General features: G+C 68.6%; 18 protein-coding genes. 4 read left to right on the top strand and 14 right to left on the bottom strand.

Going from position 1 to position 17847, the window contains the following annotated elements; genetic code table 11:
* The first annotated feature begins 32 nt into the window (after positions 1-32).
* Positions 33-1235, top strand: coding sequence for a hypothetical protein (locus tag ABIC90_RS22320; protein WP_354357973.1), 1203 nt, complete (start codon positions 33-35; stop codon positions 1233-1235).
* Positions 1236-1292: 57 nt separating this feature from the next.
* On the opposite strand, the gene ABIC90_RS22315 is transcribed toward ABIC90_RS22320, so the two are convergent.
* Both ABIC90_RS22315 and ABIC90_RS22310 read right to left on the bottom strand, forming a co-directional pair.
* Positions 1293-1988, bottom strand: coding sequence for a histidine phosphatase family protein (locus tag ABIC90_RS22315; protein ID WP_354357971.1), 696 nt, complete (start codon positions 1986-1988; stop codon positions 1293-1295).
* An 88-nt stretch (positions 1989-2076) separates the two neighbouring features.
* On the bottom strand, positions 2077-2673 hold the full coding sequence (locus ABIC90_RS22310) for a Yip1 family protein (RefSeq protein ID WP_354357969.1): 597 nt from the start codon (positions 2671-2673) through the stop codon (positions 2077-2079).
* Positions 2674-2807: 134 nt separating this feature from the next.
* On the opposite strand from ABIC90_RS22310, the gene ABIC90_RS22305 reads away from it, so the two are divergent.
* Positions 2808-3515 (top strand): alpha/beta fold hydrolase, encoded by a 708-nt coding sequence (locus ABIC90_RS22305; RefSeq protein ID WP_354357967.1) that lies wholly within the window; start codon positions 2808-2810, stop codon positions 3513-3515.
* 36 nt (positions 3516-3551) lie between these two features.
* Here the strand turns inward: ABIC90_RS22305 and pcp are convergent, their stop codons facing one another.
* From pcp to ABIC90_RS22270, 7 genes are all read right to left on the bottom strand, one after another.
* Positions 3552-4226, bottom strand: a complete 675-nt coding sequence (pcp, locus tag ABIC90_RS22300) for a pyroglutamyl-peptidase I (RefSeq protein ID WP_354357965.1) — start codon at positions 4224-4226, stop codon at positions 3552-3554.
* Between the two features lie 5 nt (positions 4227-4231).
* The gene (gene pxpA, locus ABIC90_RS22295; protein WP_354357963.1) at positions 4232-4972 is read right to left on the bottom strand and encodes a 5-oxoprolinase subunit PxpA; all 741 of its coding nucleotides are present in this window, start codon (positions 4970-4972) and stop codon (positions 4232-4234) included.
* A 50-nt stretch (positions 4973-5022) separates the two neighbouring features.
* Positions 5023-6021 (bottom strand): biotin-dependent carboxyltransferase family protein, encoded by a 999-nt coding sequence (locus ABIC90_RS22290; RefSeq protein WP_354357961.1) that lies wholly within the window; start codon positions 6019-6021, stop codon positions 5023-5025.
* The gene (pxpB, locus tag ABIC90_RS22285) at positions 6018-6683 is read right to left on the bottom strand and encodes a 5-oxoprolinase subunit PxpB (protein ID WP_354357959.1); all 666 of its coding nucleotides are present in this window, start codon (positions 6681-6683) and stop codon (positions 6018-6020) included. Before pxpB ends, ABIC90_RS22290 begins: the two co-directional genes overlap by 4 nt.
* Positions 6684-6851: 168 nt before the next feature.
* Positions 6852-7355 carry a pantetheine-phosphate adenylyltransferase gene (coaD, locus tag ABIC90_RS22280; RefSeq protein WP_354357957.1) on the bottom strand — a complete coding sequence of 168 codons (504 nt, stop codon included), beginning with the start codon at positions 7353-7355 and terminating at the stop codon, positions 6852-6854.
* A 43-nt stretch (positions 7356-7398) separates the two neighbouring features.
* A complete protein-coding gene (locus ABIC90_RS22275) occupies positions 7399-8061 on the bottom strand; it encodes an RsmD family RNA methyltransferase (protein WP_354357955.1) in 663 nt (220 codons plus the stop codon).
* Positions 8062-8115: 54 nt separating this feature from the next.
* Positions 8116-8754, bottom strand: a complete 639-nt coding sequence (locus ABIC90_RS22270; protein ID WP_354357953.1) for a LysE/ArgO family amino acid transporter — start codon at positions 8752-8754, stop codon at positions 8116-8118.
* Positions 8755-8831: 77 nt separating this feature from the next.
* On the opposite strand from ABIC90_RS22270, the gene ABIC90_RS22265 reads away from it, so the two are divergent.
* Positions 8832-9743 (top strand): LysR family transcriptional regulator ArgP, encoded by a 912-nt coding sequence (locus tag ABIC90_RS22265; RefSeq protein ID WP_354357951.1) that lies wholly within the window; start codon positions 8832-8834, stop codon positions 9741-9743.
* Between the two features lie 3 nt (positions 9744-9746).
* Here ABIC90_RS22265 and ABIC90_RS22260 read toward each other — a convergent pair whose 3' ends face one another.
* The gene (locus tag ABIC90_RS22260) at positions 9747-11093 is read right to left on the bottom strand and encodes a M16 family metallopeptidase (RefSeq protein WP_354357949.1); all 1347 of its coding nucleotides are present in this window, start codon (positions 11091-11093) and stop codon (positions 9747-9749) included.
* 16 nt (positions 11094-11109) lie between these two features.
* On the bottom strand, positions 11110-12561 hold the full coding sequence (locus tag ABIC90_RS22255; RefSeq protein WP_354357947.1) for a M16 family metallopeptidase: 1452 nt from the start codon (positions 12559-12561) through the stop codon (positions 11110-11112).
* Positions 12562-12590: 29 nt separating this feature from the next.
* Between ABIC90_RS22255 and ftsY the strand changes: the two genes are divergently transcribed.
* The gene (ftsY, locus tag ABIC90_RS22250) at positions 12591-13877 is read left to right on the top strand and encodes a signal recognition particle-docking protein FtsY (protein ID WP_354357945.1); all 1287 of its coding nucleotides are present in this window, start codon (positions 12591-12593) and stop codon (positions 13875-13877) included.
* 107 nt (positions 13878-13984) lie between these two features.
* Here the strand turns inward: ftsY and ABIC90_RS22245 are convergent, their stop codons facing one another.
* The 3 genes from ABIC90_RS22245 to ABIC90_RS22235 form a co-directional block, all read right to left on the bottom strand.
* Positions 13985-14995 (bottom strand): hypothetical protein, encoded by a 1011-nt coding sequence (locus ABIC90_RS22245; RefSeq protein ID WP_354357943.1) that lies wholly within the window; start codon positions 14993-14995, stop codon positions 13985-13987.
* A 173-nt stretch (positions 14996-15168) separates the two neighbouring features.
* The gene (locus ABIC90_RS22240) at positions 15169-17034 is read right to left on the bottom strand and encodes an ATP-binding response regulator (RefSeq protein WP_354357941.1); all 1866 of its coding nucleotides are present in this window, start codon (positions 17032-17034) and stop codon (positions 15169-15171) included.
* The gene (locus ABIC90_RS22235; RefSeq protein WP_354357939.1) at positions 17031-17705 is read right to left on the bottom strand and encodes a response regulator transcription factor; all 675 of its coding nucleotides are present in this window, start codon (positions 17703-17705) and stop codon (positions 17031-17033) included. The genes ABIC90_RS22240 and ABIC90_RS22235 overlap by 4 nt, the downstream gene beginning before the upstream one ends.
* Between the last annotated feature and the right edge of the window lie 142 nt (positions 17706-17847).

The raw sequence follows: 17847 nt of genomic DNA, 5'->3' as shown, positions 1-17847 counted from the left end.
CAGTGGCGATTCGTGTCGAGCACAGGTGTCGAATGAAGAAGCGCGCGGCACGTCAACAAATTGCACATGTCGATCTAACCTGTCAGGTCGCACTGCAGCGTTTGGACTCCGTGGGCCTGTGGATCACCGATCCCATCGTGCATGCGATGTTCGTGCTCACCGAGCGCGGCTTGCATCCACCTTTTCGGCATCTTCCGATGCCCGTGGCCTTTCGCGCCTGCGGTGGACTGCGAGCTTGGAATTCGGTGTTCGAAGCATTGCCCGCCTTACGATCCATTCGCGATATGGCCAGCAACCCGGACGAACCGGCAGGCAATGTGCTGAAGACATTAAGCGTCCTGATGGAAAGCTTATGCCTTCGCGACGCAACGGACGAAAAGACGGGAAGGGAGGCGACCAACTACGCACTGAGCCGGCTGGGACATGCCAGCGTCGCGTTGTCGTTCTGGCTGCGCGGAGGCTCTTTGTATGAGCCGACACCCGCCTTGGGAAGTTTGCTAGGGGGCGCTGACTTTTCACTGGACCTCCCGGTAAGTTTGTTGCGTCCGCCGAAAAATACCATGTGCATTCTTGTCCCCGTAGAACACCGAAGGCGTTGTGCAGATGTGGAATCGATTTTGGTATTCACCTCCCATCCAAAGTGCACGGAAACTGGACGCACACAGCGTGCGATCGCACTGCACGCGACCAGAGCCAATGGCGCGGGGGTCATCCAGGAGTTCCATCTGCGGCTGGACATCGATGATGAAACACGCACGGTGCACGATCTACTCACAGAGCTCATCAAGTGCTGTCAGCGGGACGGTGATGACCGGTACGCGAGCATGCAGGCACTATGGTCCACAGTGCTTGACTACACGGTCAAGACTTTGCTGTATCTGAGCCTGGACGATGCCACGATCTCGCAGGATCGGGCATATAGCAATGCGCCAACGACGTTTCCTGGTCTGGGTCGGCGCAAGCGTGAACTCCGGCAGGCACAGACTGAGCAGCTCTATGACCGATACATCGTCGGCCCTGCTAGAGCGGCTGATTGGGCTGGCGCGCAGGCCGGTGAATTGAGCTTGGATGGACAGGTGTCACCGCACTGGCGGCGTGGTCACTTTCGCCAGCAGATGTACGGGCTGCGGGGCAAACAACGCAAATTGATATTCATCAAACCGACGTTGATACGTGCCGACCTGTTCGATGCAGCGCAATCAGAAGGAAAGCCGGCAACCATGACACGGAACTGATGACGCAGGCACTTCGACGAGCCCGGTCATCAAATAAAACCGCGCCAACGCCCGACCTCAGCCCTTTCCCTTGAGATGCCGCGTCTGGTCGTACGTCGGCTGCGGCGGCAGGTCGGCCAGGTGGCGCGTATCGGCCCAGTCGACGATCTCGATCGCCTCCGGCGCGGCCGGGTCCGCGATGCGGATGCGGTTGAAGCCCGCGTTGGGAATGTCGCTGCGGCGCGGCCCGCTCAGGCTCAATCCCCTGGCGGTGCGCCACACCATGTCGAGCACGCCGCCGTGGGTGACGACGATCAGGTGTTGCCCCTTGTGCGTCGCGGCGATGGTGCCCAGCGCCGCGAGGATGCGGGTGTGGAACTCGCGCGCCGTCTCGCCTTCGGGCATGGAGTGGTCTTCGCGGAACTCCAGCCACTCTTCCCAGGCGCGCGGATGCAGGGTCTGGATTTCATCGGAGCGCATGCCCTCGGCAATGCCGAAGAATTGCTCGCGCAGCGACGCCGAGGTGACCACCGGCAGCGACAACTGCAGCGCCGCCGGGGCGGCCGTCTGCTGGGCGCGCATGAGATCGCTGCTGATGAGCTGCTGCGCCGTCTCGCCCACAAGACGCAAGCCCAGGCGCCGAGCCTGCTCGTGGCCGATGTCGTTGAGCGGCACGTCCGCATGTCCCTGAAAGCGCAGCTCGCGGTTCCAGGCGGTCTCGCCGTGACGGATCAGGATGATGTCGGTGGTGGTGTCGGGTTTGGGCGTTGGCATTGACTGCCATTTTCCACCGTGCGCGTGACGCTCAGGCGTTGGCGGCCACCGGCTGTTGCACGGCCGCCACCGCGTTGCTCGCCAACCCCTACCCCGGGCCCAGCCCCATGCGCAGCGGCGACGGCGTGAGCAGCGCCAGCACCCAGGCCATGGTGAAGCCGCCCACGATGGCGCAGATCAGCACCACCACCGTGTACGGCAGTGCCTTGTCGAGCGGGCATTTCATCAGCACCGGCAGGCCCAGGTAGAGCAGGTACACCCCGTAGAGCGCGGCCAGCCCGCCCAGCGCCGACAGCGAAGGCAAGAGGTTGAGGATGCCGCCGACGAAGCCCGCTGTGCTCGCATAGGCAGTGAGCTTGAGCGCACCGATCTGGCTCCTGGTGCCTTCGAAGGTCGGTGCCATGGCGTCGGTGATCAGCGCCAGCGCAAACACCATGGCCAGCGACAGCACATAGCCCACCACCATGTTCGCCAGGCCGGCGACGACGGGCACGCGAAAGCTCACGCCGAAGGCACCGACCCCGATGACCGACAGCCCGATGAAGCTCGCCACCGCCGGGATCAGCGCGAGGATCATCACGTAGTTCTTGTAGAGCGAGGCGGTGTCGGCCGGCTCGGCGTCGACCACCGGCCAGGTGACCCGGGGCCTGAGCAGGATGTCCTGCACTCGTTGAAGCAGATTCATTGTCTTGTCCTCGGCATGACGCGCAAACGCGTGCGCGCAGTGCGGGAAAGTATGTGGCGCGATGCGTGAAACGACTGCTGGCCATCGAGCCTATGCCGTTGCGCCGGCCCGCGGCCCTCGCGCAGAATCCAGGCATGTCCCACCTTGTTCTTCTGCCCGGCCTCGCTTGCGACGAGCGCCTCTGGGAAGCCCAGCAGCCTGCCCTTCCCCCCGCGTTGGAAGCCCGCGTGAGCGACGTCCAGACGCGCTACGACACCATCGAAGGCATGGCCGCGGCCGTGCTGCGCGAGAACGCCGGGCCGCTGGTGCTCTGCGGCGCATCGATGGGCGGCATGGTCGCGATGGAAGCGGCCCGCCAGGCGCCCGAGCGCATCGCCGGCCTTGCGCTGCTCGGCACCAGCGCGCGGCCCGAAACGCCCGAGATGTTCACGCTGCGCGAGGGCGCCATCGAGTTCTTCGAACGCGGCGAGTTGCGCGAGGTGATCGAGCCGAATGTCTATTTCGCGTTCCACCCCGCGCAGGCGGACGACGAAGTGCTGGTGCGGTGCTACCTGGACATGGTGCTGGGCTCCGGTGCGGCCCAGCTCATCAGCCAGAACCGCGCGGTGATGCGCCGCCCCGATGCCCGCCCCCACCTGCCCGCGCTGCGCGCGCCGGTGCTGTTGATGTGCGGCGATGACGACAAATTGGCGCCGCCCGAGTTCACCCGCGAAATGGCCGCGCTGATGCCGCATGCCGAGGTGGTGTGGGTGCCGCAGTGCGGCCACATGCTGACGATGGAAAAGCCCGAAGTCGTCAATCCGGCGCTGAACGCCTGGCTCGCGAAGCACTTCCCGGCCTGAGCGGGCTGGGCGGCCTGCGCGGCCTGGGCAAGAAGCTCAGTGCAGCTGGCCGCCGGTCTCGGCCACGTCGCGCTTCACCGAGAGCGCGGTCGCGACCGCGATGCGCAGCGCCTGAACCATCACCGCCAATGACATGCTCGGCGCGCCCGGAAAGCGCGCGGCCTGCTCCGGCAGGTAGGGGATGTGAATGAAACCGCCCCGCAGCCCGTCCACCGGATGGGTTGCGATGCGGTGCATCAGGCCGTAGAAGATGTGGTTGCAGACGAAGGTGCCCGCGCTGTTCGACACCGACGCCGGCACGCCGGCCGCGCGCAAGTCGCGCACCATGGCCTTGATCGGCAAGGTCGAGAAATACGCCGCGGGCGCGCCCGCTATCACCGGCAGGTCGATGGGCTGATGGCCCGCGTTGTCCGCGATGCGGCCGTCGTCGATGTTGATCGCAACGCGCTCGGGCGTGATCTCCGAGCGTCCGCCGGCCTGGCCGATGCACAGCACCAGTTGCGGCTTGAGTTCATCCATGGCGCTCGCCAGTGTTTCGATGGCCTCGCCGAAGACGCAGGGCACCTGGCGCGCATGCACCGTGGCACCCTCGACCTTCCAGCCGTCCAGCGCGCGCACCGCCTCCCATGACGGATTGACGGCTTCCCGGTCGAACGGATCGAAGCCGGTCAGCAGCACATTCGCGCGTGTCGCCTCGGTCTTTTTGCGCATGGCGTTCAGGCCATCGCGCGGACGGCGATGCCTTCGGCCTGCAAGCGCTCGCGGATGCGGCGCGCAAAGGCCAGCGCATGGGCGCCGTCGCCATGCAGGCACACGGTCTGCGCATTGACGGCCACGGTGCTGCCGTCGATGGCGGTCACCTTGTGGTCGCGCACCAGCGACAGGGTCTGCGCGATCGACTGCTCTTCGCTCTCGATCAGCGCACCGGCCTGGCTGCGCGGCACCAGGCTGCCGTCGGGCATGTAGCCGCGGTCGGCGAACACCTCCTCGACCGGGGTGAGCCCGGCGCGGCGCGCGGCGTCGATCATGTTGCTGCCCGCAAGGCCGAAGAACTTGAGCGTGGGGTCGAAGCGTCGCACCGCCTCGCAGAGCGCATCGGCGAGCTCGGGCTCCTTCACCGCCTGGTTGTAGAGCTGGCCGTGCGCCTTCACATGCGAAAGCTTTCCGCCCTCGGCCTTGACGATCGCGGCGAGCGCGCCGACCTGGTAGAGCACGTTGGAGACGATCTCGTCGGGTGGCAGGTGCATGGTGCTGCGGCCGAAGTTCTCGCGGTCCGGAAAGCTGGGGTGCGCGCCGATGGCCACGCCGTGTTCGATGGCCCAGCGCACGCACTGGCGCATGGTCTTCGCGTCGCCCGCGTGCCAGCCGCAGGCGATGTTGGCAGAGCTCACGAGGCCCAGCAGCGCTTCGTCGCTGCCTGCGCCTTCGCCGAGGTCGGCATTGAGGTCGATGTGCATGGGGATGCTCCTTCTTCTTCCGCCGCCCACTGGCGGGTTCCTCGCACAGTCTATGCCGTGCCCGGCCAGCCTGCCATGGCCAGCCCTTGTGCCGCCTGCGCCAGGTAGCGCTGCTGATCGGCCCATGCGGCGAGCGCCTCGGCCATGTCGACCTGCACCAGCCGCAGCTTGCCGTTGAGCGGCGCCTGTGCGAGCTTCCACAGGTCGGCGCGGATCACCACGCCGATGCGCGGGTAGCCGCCTGTGGTCTGCGCGTCGCCCATCAAAATGATCGGCTGGCCCGTGGGCGGCACCTGGATCGTGCCGGGAATCACGCCCGACGAGAGCATGTCGCCCGCTTGCTTGCGCTTGAGTTCGGTGCCCGCGAGCCGGCTGCCCATTCGGTTGCTCTGCGAGGTGATGCGCCAGCGCTCGCCCCAGAGCAGGTCGCGCGCGGCCAGCGTGAACTGTTCGAACTCGGGGCCGGGCAACACGCGCAGTGCGATCGCGCCATCGGCTTCTTCAGCGCCCCAGTCGGGGCCGCGCAGGCCGAAGGGTTTGCGGGCGCGCTGCGCGGCGTCGAGGCGCGAGGCGCCCAGCGGCAGCTTGTCGCCCTTGCGCAGGGCGCGGCCTTCGTGGCCGCCGAAGCCGGCCTTGAGGTCGGTGCTGCGCGAACCGAGCACCGGCGCCACGTCGATGCCGCCCGCCACCGCGAGCCAGGTGCGCAAGCCGGCCTTCTTCGCACCCGGCGCGTTCGCGCCCTGGAGCTTGAGGACCTGGCCGGTGGACACCGGCACGCTCCAGCAGGGCCGCAGCGGCACACCGTCCAGGTGCGCATCGAAGTCGTCACCGGCGAGCGCGATGCGGGTGTCGGCCTCGAAGCGCAGTTCGCAACCGCCCATCGTGAGTTCGAGCCCCGCGGCGCCATCGGCATTGCCGACCAGCCGGTTCGCGAGCGTGAGCGCCAGCACGTCGAGCGCGCCGCCGGGGCAGATGCCCAGTTGGCGATGGCCGTGCCGTCCCAGGTCCTGCACCGAGGCCAGCAGGCCGGGTTTCTGCACCACGATCATGTCTGCACGCTCTCGACGACAAAGCGCACGCGGTCGCCCGGGCGCAGCAAGGTGGGCGATTCGGCCTTGGGGTCGAACATTTCGAGCGAGGTGCGGCCGATGAGTTGCCAGCCGCCCGGCGAGGCCAGCGGATAGATGCCGGTCTGCTCGCCGCCGATGCCGACCGAGCGCGCGGGCACCGCGGTGCGCGGCTCCGCGCGGCGCGGCGTGGCGAGCTCGGGCGCAAGGCCGCCCATGAAGGCGAAGCCGGGCAAAAAGCCCAGCAGGTACACCACATATTCGCCTGCGCTGTGGCGCCGCACCACCTCGGCCGGCGTGAGGCCGGTGTGCGCCGCGACATCGCCCAGGTCGGGGCCGTGCTCCCCGCCGTAGGCGACGGGGATCTCGATCCGCCGGCCTTCGATGGATCTGGCCGAAAGCTTCGGCCAGGCCGCGTGCACCTGCGCGGTGAGCGCGTCCAGGTCGACGGCGGCAGGGTCGAAAGTCAGTGTGAGGTTGTTCATGCCCGGCAGCACTTCGCCGACGCCGGACCAGTCCTGGGCCAGCGCGGCCAGCGCCCAGATGTGCTGCTGCTGCGCCAGCGTGGCCGGGGCCGGCAGTTCGCACAGCAGCGCGGCATCCCCGAGCAGATGCAGGCGGGGTGGTGAGAATCTATCAGTCATCTGAACCAGACCGGCGCAGCGAGAGCCATTCGCGAAACACCGCAGAACCGGCTTTGCCGGGCTGCAGGTGTTGCCCCCGGCGAGGGGGAAGGAGAAGCGACACGAAGTGCGCGGAGCCTGGGGGAGTACCTGGAAACAACACGAAGTGCGCGAAGCCTGGGGGAGTACCTATTCACGGCCGAGGCTGCGGACCTTCGCGGAAAGCATGTGCTCGACATTGGGCGAGACGAACTTGTTGACTTCGCCGCCGAGCATCGCGATCTCGCGCACGAAGGTGCTGGAGATGAACTGGTACTTGTCGCTGGGCGTGAGAAACACGGTTTCCACGTCGGGCATCAACGAGCGGTTCATGCCCGCAAGCTGGAACTCGTAGTCGAAGTCGGTCACGGCGCGCAGGCCCCGCACCATGGCCTTGCCGCCGCGCGCCACCACGAAGTCGCGCAGCAGGCCCGAAAAGCTCTCGACCGTGACCTGGTCGCTGTAGGGCTTGACGGCTTCGCGCGCCATGTCCATGCGTTCGGTCAGGTTGAACAGTGCCTTCTTGTGGTGCCCCGCCGCGACGGCGACGATCACCTTGGAGAACAGCTGGGTGGCACGGCGCACCACGTCCTCGTGGCCGAGGGTGATGGGGTCGAAGGTGCCGGGGTAAACCGCGATGACGTTGCTGGCCATGGTTGCTCGTTCCTCATGCAGCCGGTGCGGCTTGTTCGGCGGATTATGCAGTCGCTTCCGAGGCCGAAAGCAACAGGTGCGCATGCACCGCGCCGGCCTTGAGGTATCTGAAGCTCGCCAGGCCGAGTGCGGCGAGTTCTTCGTCGTTCCAGCGGCGCGGGGCTTCCAGGTACACGGCGCCGCCGGGGCGCAGCGTGCGTGCGGCCGCACGCAGGGCGGGTTCGTAGAGGGCGACGCTCTCGAAAGGCGGGTCCAGGAACACCGCGTGCAGGCTGCCGGCCGTGGTGCGCTCCAGCGCCGTGACGCCGTTGCCGCGCTCGATGCGCACCGCCTCGGCCGACAGCTTGGCCTTGGCCGCCTGCAGCTTCACGACCAGGTCGCCGTCCTGCTCGCACAGCAGCACGTTCGCCGCGCCGCGCGACGCCGCTTCCAGGCCCAGGGCGCCGGTGCCGGCGAAGGCATCGATGCAATGCCAGCCCGGCAGCTCGCCGCCGCCAGCGCCGGCCAGGCTCGCGAGCCAGTTGAAGAGCGTCTCGCGCACGCGGTCGGGCGTGGGGCGCAGGCCGGGCTTGTCGGCCACGGCAAGGCGGGTGCGCTTCCACTGGCCGCCGATGATGCGGACCTCGCTGGGGAGTTTGGGGCGCGCAGGGCTCTTGGGGGTCTTTGCAGCCGGCGAACGGGGGGCTGCGGCGGTTTTCTTGGGCATGCGGGGAGCTTAACGCCACCGCATCCGTGCACATCGAGTCCGATCAGGCATCCATCAAGCACCCGTCAGCGCGCGGCGGGCCAGCATGGCGGCCAGCACGAGCATGGTGCCGCCGATCAGCGCATCGAGCATCTGCCAGGCGCGCGGACGGGCGAACACGGGCGCCAGCAGGCGCGCGCCGAAGCCCAGCGCCGTGAACCACAGCAAGCTCGCCATCGATGCGCCCACCACGAACCAGACCTTGAGCAGCCCCGCGTACTGCGCGCCCGCACTGCCCACGAGCAGCACCGTGTCGAGGTAGACATGCGGATTCAGCAGCGTGAACCCCGCCGCCTGGGCCACGACCGCGGCGCGCGAAAGCGAAGCCCCCTGCTGCGACGCCGCCTGCAACGCGCCGGGTTGCCGCGACCGCCACAGCGCCCGCAGGCCATAGCCGCACAGGAACGCCGCGCCCAGCCCCGCGAGCGCCGTCGCCAGCATAGGCCGCCCGTTCAGCGCCTGCGCCATGCCGGCCACGCCCGCGCCGATCAGCACCGCGTCGCCCGCCGCGCAGAACAGCACCACCGCGCTGACGTGCTCGCGCCGCAGGCCCTGGCGCAGCACATAGGCGTTCTGGGCGCCGATGGCGACGATGAGCACCAGGCTCATGAAGAATCCGTTGAGGAAGGCAGTGGTGGCGAGTTCGGCAGGCATGGGTGCGAGCTTGCCGTTTGCAGTCAATTAACTCAAACTAAACTTCCTAACTTCGATTCAGTTCAACTTAATCCCGCATGCTCGACTACGCCGCCCTTCATGCCTTGGCCGCCGTGGTGCGAGAAGGCAGCTTCGAGCGCGCAGCCCGCGCGCTGAACGTCACGCCCTCGGCCGTCTCGCAGCGCGTGAAGCTTCTGGAAGAGCGCACCGGCGGCGCGCTGCTGGTGCGCGGCCAACCCTGCGTGGCCACCGAAGCCGGCCTTCAGCTGTGCCGGCATGTGGAGCGCGTGGGCATGCTGGAGCACGAACTGCGCGACGCCCTGCCCGCCCTCGGCATGGGCGGCGGCGAAGCGGGCGAGCGGGTCACGGTGCGCGTGGCCGTCAATTCAGACAGCCTGGCGACCTGGTTCATGCCCGCGGCGGCCGCCTTCGCGGCACAGGAAGACATCGCCCTGCTCGACCTCACCGTGGACGACCAGGACCACACGGCCGAGCGCCTGCGCAGCGGCGCCGTGCTCGCTGCCGTGACCGCGCTGGCACATCCTGTGGCCGGCTGCAACAGCGAGGCGCTGGGCACCATGCATTACGTGGCGGCCGCGAGCCCCGAGTTCGTGAAGCGGCATTTCGGCAAGGGCGTGGGCGCGCGAACGCTGGCGAATGCGCCCAGCCTGGTGTTCGACCGCAAGGACCGCCTGCAGGCGCGCTGGGTGCGCCGCATCTGCCACCGCAACGTCGAGACGCCGCGCCACTGGATTCCGTCGCCGAACGCTTTTGTCGAAGCGGCGTGCGCGGGCATGGGCTGGGGCATGCACCCGGCCAGCATGGTGGCCGATGCGATCAGCGAAGGCGCGCTGGTGGCGCTGGTGCCGGGCTCGACGCTGCCGGTGCCGCTCTATTGGCAGCAGGCGCGTGCGGCGCCGCAGTTGCTCAGGAAACTCGGCGCGGCGGTGCGGGCCGCCGCGAACAGCGGCCCGCACGCGCTGGTTTAGCCGCTACTTGCCCCCCACCACCACCGTCACCATCCGCTCGGGCTGCAGCTTGCGTGCAAACGCCGCCTTGATGTCGGCCGCGGTCACCGCATTCATGCGCGCGGTCCAGGTGTCCAGGTAGTCCAGGGGCAGGTCGTACCAGGCGATGTTGGCGACGTTGCCGATCAGCTTGCGGTTGCTGTCGAGCAGGAGCGGAAAGCCGCCGATCAGGTTGTCCTTGGCGGCCTTCAGCTCCGCGGCGGTCGGGCCTTCGGCCACGAACTTCGCGAGCACCTCGCGCGACACCTTGATCGCCTCCTCGGCCTGGTCGGGCCGGGTCTGGAAGCCGACGCGGAACGCGCCCGCATCGAGCCCGGGGGCAAAGCCGCTGTACACGCTGTAGGTCAGGCCGCGCTTCTCGCGCACCTCGTTGGTCAGGCGCGAGACGAAGCCGCCGCCGCCCAGCACATAGTTGCCGAGGGTGAGCGCGAAGTGGTCGGCGTCGTTCCGCGGGTAGCCGGGCTGGCCGATGAAGACATGGGCCTGGGCCGAGGTGAAGGGAATGCGCTCGTCCCTGGGCGCGGTGAGCGCGGCCACGGGCGCGACGGCCGGCAGCGGCGCGCAGCCTTCGGTGGCGGGCAGGCGCGAGAGCAGCGTGGTCGCCACCGACTCGGCCTCCGCGCGCGTGACGGCGCCCACGATGCTGAGCTTGGCGCGGCACGGCACGATGAGCTGCTGGTAGCGCTGGCGCATGGCGGCGGTGTCGATGCGCGCGAGCGTTTGCTCGGTCACTTCCTGGCCGTAGGGATGCACGCCGTACACGGCCTGGCCGAACGCGCGGCCGGCGATGGTCGCGGGCTTGGTGTTGGCCTCCTTGATGGCGGCGTTGATGCGCTCGCGCTCGCGCTGCCACACGTCGTCGGGGAACGAAGGCTCGCCGATCTCGCGCGAGGCCAGCGCCACCGCCTTGCCCAGCAGTGCCGGGTCGGACAGGGTACGCAGCGAGTAGCTGGTGCGGTCGGTGCCCGCGCTCGCGTCGAAGCTCGCGCCCAGATCGGCCCAGGCTTCGCCCAGCGCGTTCTGGTCGAGCGCGGGTTCGCCGTTCTTGCCGGCGCGCACGCCCTTCTCGACCATGGCCGAAGTGACGCTGGCCAGACCCGCCTGCGGCGCCGGGTCGCGCCGGCTGCCGGCGTCGAAGTCGACCTGCACGTCGACGATGGGGAGCGCATTGGTGGACACCAGATAGATCCTGGCGCCGTTGGCGAGCGTCCAGTGCTGGATGGGCAGCGCGGCCTGCGCGCTGCCGACGGCCAGCAAGGCCGTGGTGCCGGCCAACACGGCGCGCAGCGCCAGTTTCTTGAGAGTGATCATGTGAGTTCCGGATCTTTCAGCGCAGCTCGCCTGCGGGCGCCGCAAAGCCGCGGCCGCGGGGCTTGGCTTCGGGCGGCAGCGGACGCAGCGTGGCCACCGTGAGCTGGTCGTCGCCGAAGTACTTCGCGGCCACCGCCTGCACCTGGGCGGCCGTGACGGCCTGCAGCCGGGCGACGATGCGCTCGCTGGCGTCCAGCGGCAGGCCCTGGATCCAGTTGCTGCCGAGTTCGCGCGCCTGCGCCATCACCGAATCGCGCTTGTAGGTTTCGCTCGCGACCCACTGGGTCTTGACGCGGGCCAGTTCGGCCTCGCCCACGCCGTCTTTCGCCACGCGCGCCACCTCGGCGCGCAGTGCGGCTTCGAGCGCTTCGGCGGTCTTGCCAGCAGCGGGCACGCCGTCGAGCACGAAAAGCTGCGGGCCGCGGCCCACGAAGCCCGAATAGGCGCCGGCCGAATCGGCCACGCGGTCAGGGCCCTGGGTGAGCGCGCGGTCGAGCCGGGCCCCGGCGTAGCCGTCGAGCACGGCGGAGAGCACCACCAGCGCCCAGGCATCGCTGTCGGTGTCGTCGATGCTCGCCAGCTGCGGCGCGCGGAAGGCGAGCGACACGTACGCCTGCTCGGCCGGCGCCTTGAACTCGATGCGGCGAATGCCCCGCTGCGCGGGCTCCACGCGCGGCTTGCGCGCGGGCACGGCGCGCGACGGGATGCGGCCGTAGTATTTTTCGGCGAGCGCGCGCACCTGCGCGATGTCGACATCGCCGGCCACCACCAGCACCGCGTTGGCGGGCACGTACCAGCGCTTGTAGAACTCGCGCGCGTCGTCGGGCGTCATCGCGTCCAGGTCGCTCATCCAGCCGACTACCGGGCGGTGGTAGGGCGAGGCGGTGAAGACGGCGGCGTTCTGCTGCTCGCCGAGCAGCGCGCGCGGCTGGTCTTCGGTGCGAAGGCGACGCTCTTCCTTGACGACTTCGATCTCGCGCTTGAATTCGTCGTCGGGCCACTGGTTGCCGGCGAAGCGGTCGGACTCGAGCTTCATGATCTGCTCGAGGCTGCCCACCGGAATCTGCTGGTAATAGCCGGTGAAGTCGCGCGAGGTGAAGGCGTTTTCCTGCCCGCCCAGCTGCGCCACGCGGCGCGAGAATTCGCCGGGCTTGATGTCCTTGGTGCCCTTGAACATCATGTGTTCGAGCACATGTGCAACGCCGGAGGTGCCATCGACTTCGTCGATGGAGCCCACGCGAACCCAGACCATCTGCACCGCGGTCGGCGCGCGCCGGTCGGGCTGCACGATCAGTGTCATGCCGTTCGCGAGAGTGAATTGCTGGGGGCCCGGGGCGGCCGCGGCGGCGGCGGAAGCAGCGGCGGGAGCCGGTGTCGGCTGGGCCTGTGCAGGCACGGCCAGCAACGCCGAAAGCGCCACCGCCAGCACCGCACCAGACGCAGCACTGCGTGGCGAGAGGTGTTTCATAGAATGGGTCGGATTGTAAAAAGCTCCTGATGTTCAGTTTCTTCAAGAAAAAACCGCCTGCCGAAACCCCGGTCGCACCGGCGCCTCCCTCGCCCGCCGCGCCTGTCGTCGCACCCGCAGTCGCACCTGCACCCGCACCTGTTGCCGAGCCCGCACCCACGCGCTCGGTGTTTTCGCCTTCGAGCTGGTTCGGCGGCAAGCCCGCGGCCGAAGAGGCGCCGCCCGCGCCGGTCGCACCGCCCGCCGAGGCGGCTCCCGCGCCAGTCCCGGTCGTGGCGCCGGCGCCCTCCCCGGCCCCGATTCCAGCGCCGGCACCAGCGCCCACGCCAACGCCGGTTGCAGCACCTGCCCCGGTTTCCGCTCCTGCTCCCGTCCCTGCGCCGCCAGCCTTCGTCGCCGAACCCGCCGCGGCCGCCGAGCGCAAGGGCTGGTTCGACAAGCTCAAGACCGGCCTGCGCAAGACCGGCACCGGCATCCAGGCCGTGTTCGTCAATGCGCAGATCGACGATGCGCTCTACGAAGAGCTCGAATCCGCACTGCTGATGGCCGACACCGGCGTCAAGGCGACCGAGTACCTGCTCGACGACCTGAAGGTGCGCGTCAAGCGCCAGATGGCCACCAACGCCTCGCAGGTCAAGCTGCTGCTGGCAGACGCCATCACCGACCTGCTCAAGCCGCTCGAAAAGCCGCTGGTCATCGGCCGGTTCACGCCCACGGTGATCATGGTGGCGGGCGTCAACGGCGCGGGCAAGACCACCTCCATCGGCAAGCTCACCAAGCACCTGGCCACCGAAGGCGCCTCGGTGCTGCTGGCCGCGGCCGACACCTTCCGGGCGGCGGCGCGCGAGCAGCTGCTGGTCTGGGCCGACCGCAACACGGTCGAGATTGTGAGCAACGAGGGCGGCGACCCCTCGGCCGTGAGCTTCGATGCGGTGAACGCCGGCAAGGCGCGCGGCAAGGACGTGGTGCTGGTCGACACGGCCGGCCGGCTGCCGACGCAGCTGCACCTGATGGACGAGCTCAAGAAGATCAAGCGCGTGGTCACCAAGGCCGACGCCACCGCGCCGCACGAAGTGCTGCTGGTGATCGACGGCAACACGGGGCAGAACGCGCTCGCGCAGGTCAAGGCCTTCGACGAGACGCTGGGCCTCACCGGCCTGATCGTGACCAAGCTGGACGGCACCGCCAAGGGCGGTGTGCTGTGCGCCATTGCGCGCGAGCGGCCGATTCCGGTGTATTTCATCGGCGTGGGGGAAAAGCTCGAAGACCTGGAAACCTTCGACGCGCGCGAGTTCGCGCAGGCGCTGCTCGGGTAACGCCCCAAAAAAAGAAGCGGCCCCCGCTTGCGCCGGGGCCGCCCTTCATCTTCTTCTCTCCCTCTCTCCCCTTATTTTTTCGCCTGTGTGTTGCTGGCGCCTGAGGCTCAGACGCCGAACAGCGACACCGGAACGCACAGCGCCCCGCGCGTGCAGTTGAGCGGCGTGAAGTAGAGCGTCTGGATGGTGCCGCTCGGCAGCCCGATGCCGCCGATCAGCCCCGCGCCCTTGGCGCCTTCGGTGTTCGCCTGCTGGATGAAGGCCGCGCTGTTGGCTTCGGGCGGCAGCCCGTAGAAGCTGAAGGTGGCCGACTGCGACAGGTCCTTGGCGTAGATCACGCCGTTGCCGTCGGAAAAGACGAATTCGGTCCTGTAGCGGAAGCCGCGCGCGCCCCGTTCGTTCAGCTGGGCCAGGTAGCCGGCATCGTCGCCGGCGAAGTCGCCGATCTCGTAGCCGTAGGTGGCGTTGACGGCCGAGTTCTTCTCGTAGATGGTCACGGCCGGCGGACCGCCCGCGATGAACGACGGCGACACGGCGTAGAAGCCCTCCGCGCCCTGGCTGTTGGCCTGGGCCAGGAAGCCGGCCTTGCTCGTGTCCGTGGCCTCGACGCGATAGCTGAAGGTGCCGGGCGTGGTGTTGTTCCTGCGGTAGACGTAGAACTGCGCACCGTTGACGCTGTACGAACCGACCCACTGGAAGCCCCGTCCGCCCGCCTCGTTGACCTGGCTCAGGAAGGCCGCGTTGTCGGCGGTGATCGGCTTGGTTTCGTAGCTGTAGGTGGCGTCGGCGTCACGCACGTAGCCTTCGACCTGCTCGGAGGCGGTGGGGCCGGTCGTGAAGGCGAAGCCGCTCAGAAAGCGGAAGCCTCGGGCGCCCTGGGCGTTGAGCGTGGCGGCAAAGGCGCTGCTGTCGCCCGACACCGCCAGCGCTTCGTACATGAAGGTGCTGGTGGCCTGCGCCGGCGGAGCGGGCGGTGGCGGGGGTGGGGGCGGCGGGGGTGGAGGCGGAGGCGGCAGCACGAATCCGTTGCCGCCACCGCCGCTGCTGCCACCACCGCATGCCGTCAGGGCGAGCGTGGCCGCCACTGCAACGGCCACCGCTGCGAGTTTGAAATTCATTGGTAAACCTCCGGTACTGATTGTTCGAATCAACACGGGCAATGCCCGGTTGCGCCGGCTGAGCGCTGGCCGACCGCACGAAGTTACGGGGAGGGGTGATTGCTCACCAGTGTCAAAAGTCACGACTGCCGCGGGCTACCCGAACAGGCAGCGCACTGTGAATACCAATGGATTCAAAGGCCGATCTCGGCGGGTTCCGGCGTCGGCTTTTTCGCCACAAGCTCAGCCATCACCTGGAGCAGTTCCGCCGCCACCACCGGCTTGAACAGCACCGGCACCTTCGACGCCCGCACGCGCAGCAGGCGATCGGGCGAGGTTTCCCCGGTGATCAGCAGCAACGGCATGGCGGCGCCCTCGCCCCGCTCCGCGCCTCCTTTTTGCGCGAGGCGCAGGCCCGCATCGAGCCCGTCGACGCCGTCGGCCAGCCGGTAGTCGCACAGCAGCAGGTCGAAGGGGCGCCCCTCGCCGTTCGCCTGACGCAGCGCGGCCGCAGCGCCGCGTTCGTCCGCTACCGCATGCGCATCGATCGCATGGGAGCGCAGCAGGCCCGTCATGGCCTCGCGGATTTCCAGTTCGTCGTCCAGCAGCAGCACGCGGCGGGGCAGCGTCGGCAGGGGTGGCAGGGCCGGGGCTTGCGGCGCCTGGACTTCACCCGCGCCGGCGGTGGCCGCCAGCGTCGGCGACAGGGCACCGGCATGCGCCTGCGTCATCGGCAGCACGACGCGAAAGTGGGTGCCCCGGCCGAGCCGCGAATGCATCTGCACCGGATGGCCGAGCAGGCGCGACAGCCGTTGCACGATCGACAGGCCGATGCCCAGCCCCCGCGAGCGGTCGCGGCCCGGATTGTCGATCTGGTAGAACTCTTCGAAGATCCGGCCCGACTGCTCGGGCGCGATGCCGATGCCGGTGTCGCGCACCTCGACCCACACCGAATCGCCGCGCGCCCGCGCCATCACCGTCACGCCGCCGCGGGCTGTGTACTTCAGGGCGTTGTCCATCAGGTTGGACAGCATGCGGTGCAGCAGTTGCGGATCGCTGTGCACCCAGAGGCCGCTGGCGCGCACGCGCAGCTGCAGCTGCTTCTGCTCGGCCCGCGCCGAGAAGGTGTGGTTGAGCGGCAAAAACAGCGCATCCAGCTGCACCGCTTGCGGCGCGGCCGTGATCACGCCGGCGTCGAGCCGGGAGACATCCAGCATGGTGTCCAACGAGGCGCCCAGCGCATTCACCGCGCGCATCAGGCGTTCGGCATTGCGGCCTTCGGGGCGGTCGCGCAGTTCGTTCTCCAGCGCCGCGCCAAACAGCGCGATGGCGTGCAGCGGCTGGCGCAGGTCGTGGCTGGCGGTGCCGAGGAAGCGGGTTTTCTCCTGGCTGGCACGCTCGGTGGCGGCGATCTGCTCGCCCAGCCGGGCGGCGAGCGCCTCGTTCTCGAAGCGCAGCATGAGGGATTCGGTCAGGAGCTTGTGCTGGCCGATGCCCGCGCGCAGGGTCAGCAGCAGGTAGGCGGCACCGGCCGCGGCCAGGAACAGGTGCAGCCCGTCGCCCTGCCAGGCGAGCGCGGTGATCAGGCCCAGCGACATCGGCAGCGTGTAGCCGAAGAGCGCCGACTTCAAAGGCCAGAGCGACTGCGATGCGCGCGCGCAGCTGCCTACGATCACCGCCATCAAGAGCGAGGTCATCGGCAGGTTGTCGTAGGGCACGATGAGCCAGGGCACCACCGCCGTGATCATGCTGACCAGCGTGACCATGCGGGAGATCTTGCGCGCCCAGTAGGCGCTTTCGCGCGCGGGCCGCGAGGGGGTCCAGCGCGGCGTGAAGAACACGTAGATGTCGGCCAGCATCAGGCCGCCGATCCAGAACAGGAGGCTCGCGTTGCCCAGCTGCGAATAGATGATGCAGCCGAACACCACCACGAACGCCATGTGGGTCAGCGTCGAGGCGACGTAGGTGTCGTACACCGAGGCCACGTGCTCCCGCAGCACCCGCTGGGCGAGTGCGTGATCGGCGTACGGATCGTTCGACGCCAAGGCAGGTTCGCTCAATGCAGCGTGCTGATCAACTGGGCGCGGGAGCGCATGCCGAACAGCAGGAGGATGGTGGAGACGTGGTTCTTCACCGTGCCTTCGCTCAGGTTCGCGAGCTGGGCGATCTCCTTGTTGGCCTTGCCTTCGAGCACCCACTGCAGCACCTGCATCTGGCGCGGCGTGAGCTCCTGCCAGGCGCTGGCGTGGGCGAACTCGGCATAGCCGGTGAGCGCCTTGGGAACGGCGGGCGGCGGGTTGCTCGCGGCGTCGGGGTCGAGCAGGCCGCAGGCGCGGATGAAACTCACCACTTCCTTCAGGTCGGCCGACTTCGGCAGGAAGGCGCTGGCGCCCAGGGCCAGCACGCCCTGCGCGAGCGTGCTGTTGCCGGTGCCCGAGAGCACGACGATGCGTGCGGCCGGAAAACGCAGCCGGAACTCCGCAAGGCCGCTCAGGCCGTGGGTGTCGGGCAGCGCCAGGTCGAGCAGCACGAGGCCGATGGAGGCTTGGTGGGTTTCGTACAGCACAAGGGCATCAGCGACATTGCCGGCCTCGAAGACTTCGATGCGCGCGCCCGAAGAGCTGGCCTGCGCCTGCACCAGCGCGCAGACGCCCAGGCGAAGCAGATCGTGGTCGTCCACGACCAGGATCGCCGTCGGCGCGCGGGCGGGTGAACCCGGCGCCTCGGTCATGGACGGGGGCGTGGAAGAAGAATCTGAAGGCGGCACGCGTTGGATCTTAGCGGCGCAACGGTCTGGAAACAGTGCCCAAAGTCATGAGATCGCGCGCCAGCCGGGGCGGAATTGCTACTTTTTCAGTAGCGCTTGCCATTGC

It is taken from the genome of Variovorax boronicumulans (assembly GCF_040544675.1).
Classification (GTDB): Bacteria; Pseudomonadota; Gammaproteobacteria; order Burkholderiales; family Burkholderiaceae_C; genus Variovorax; species Variovorax boronicumulans_D.
Note: the sequence above shows the minus strand (reverse complement) of the source record. Positions and strands in the feature narration are given on the sequence as shown.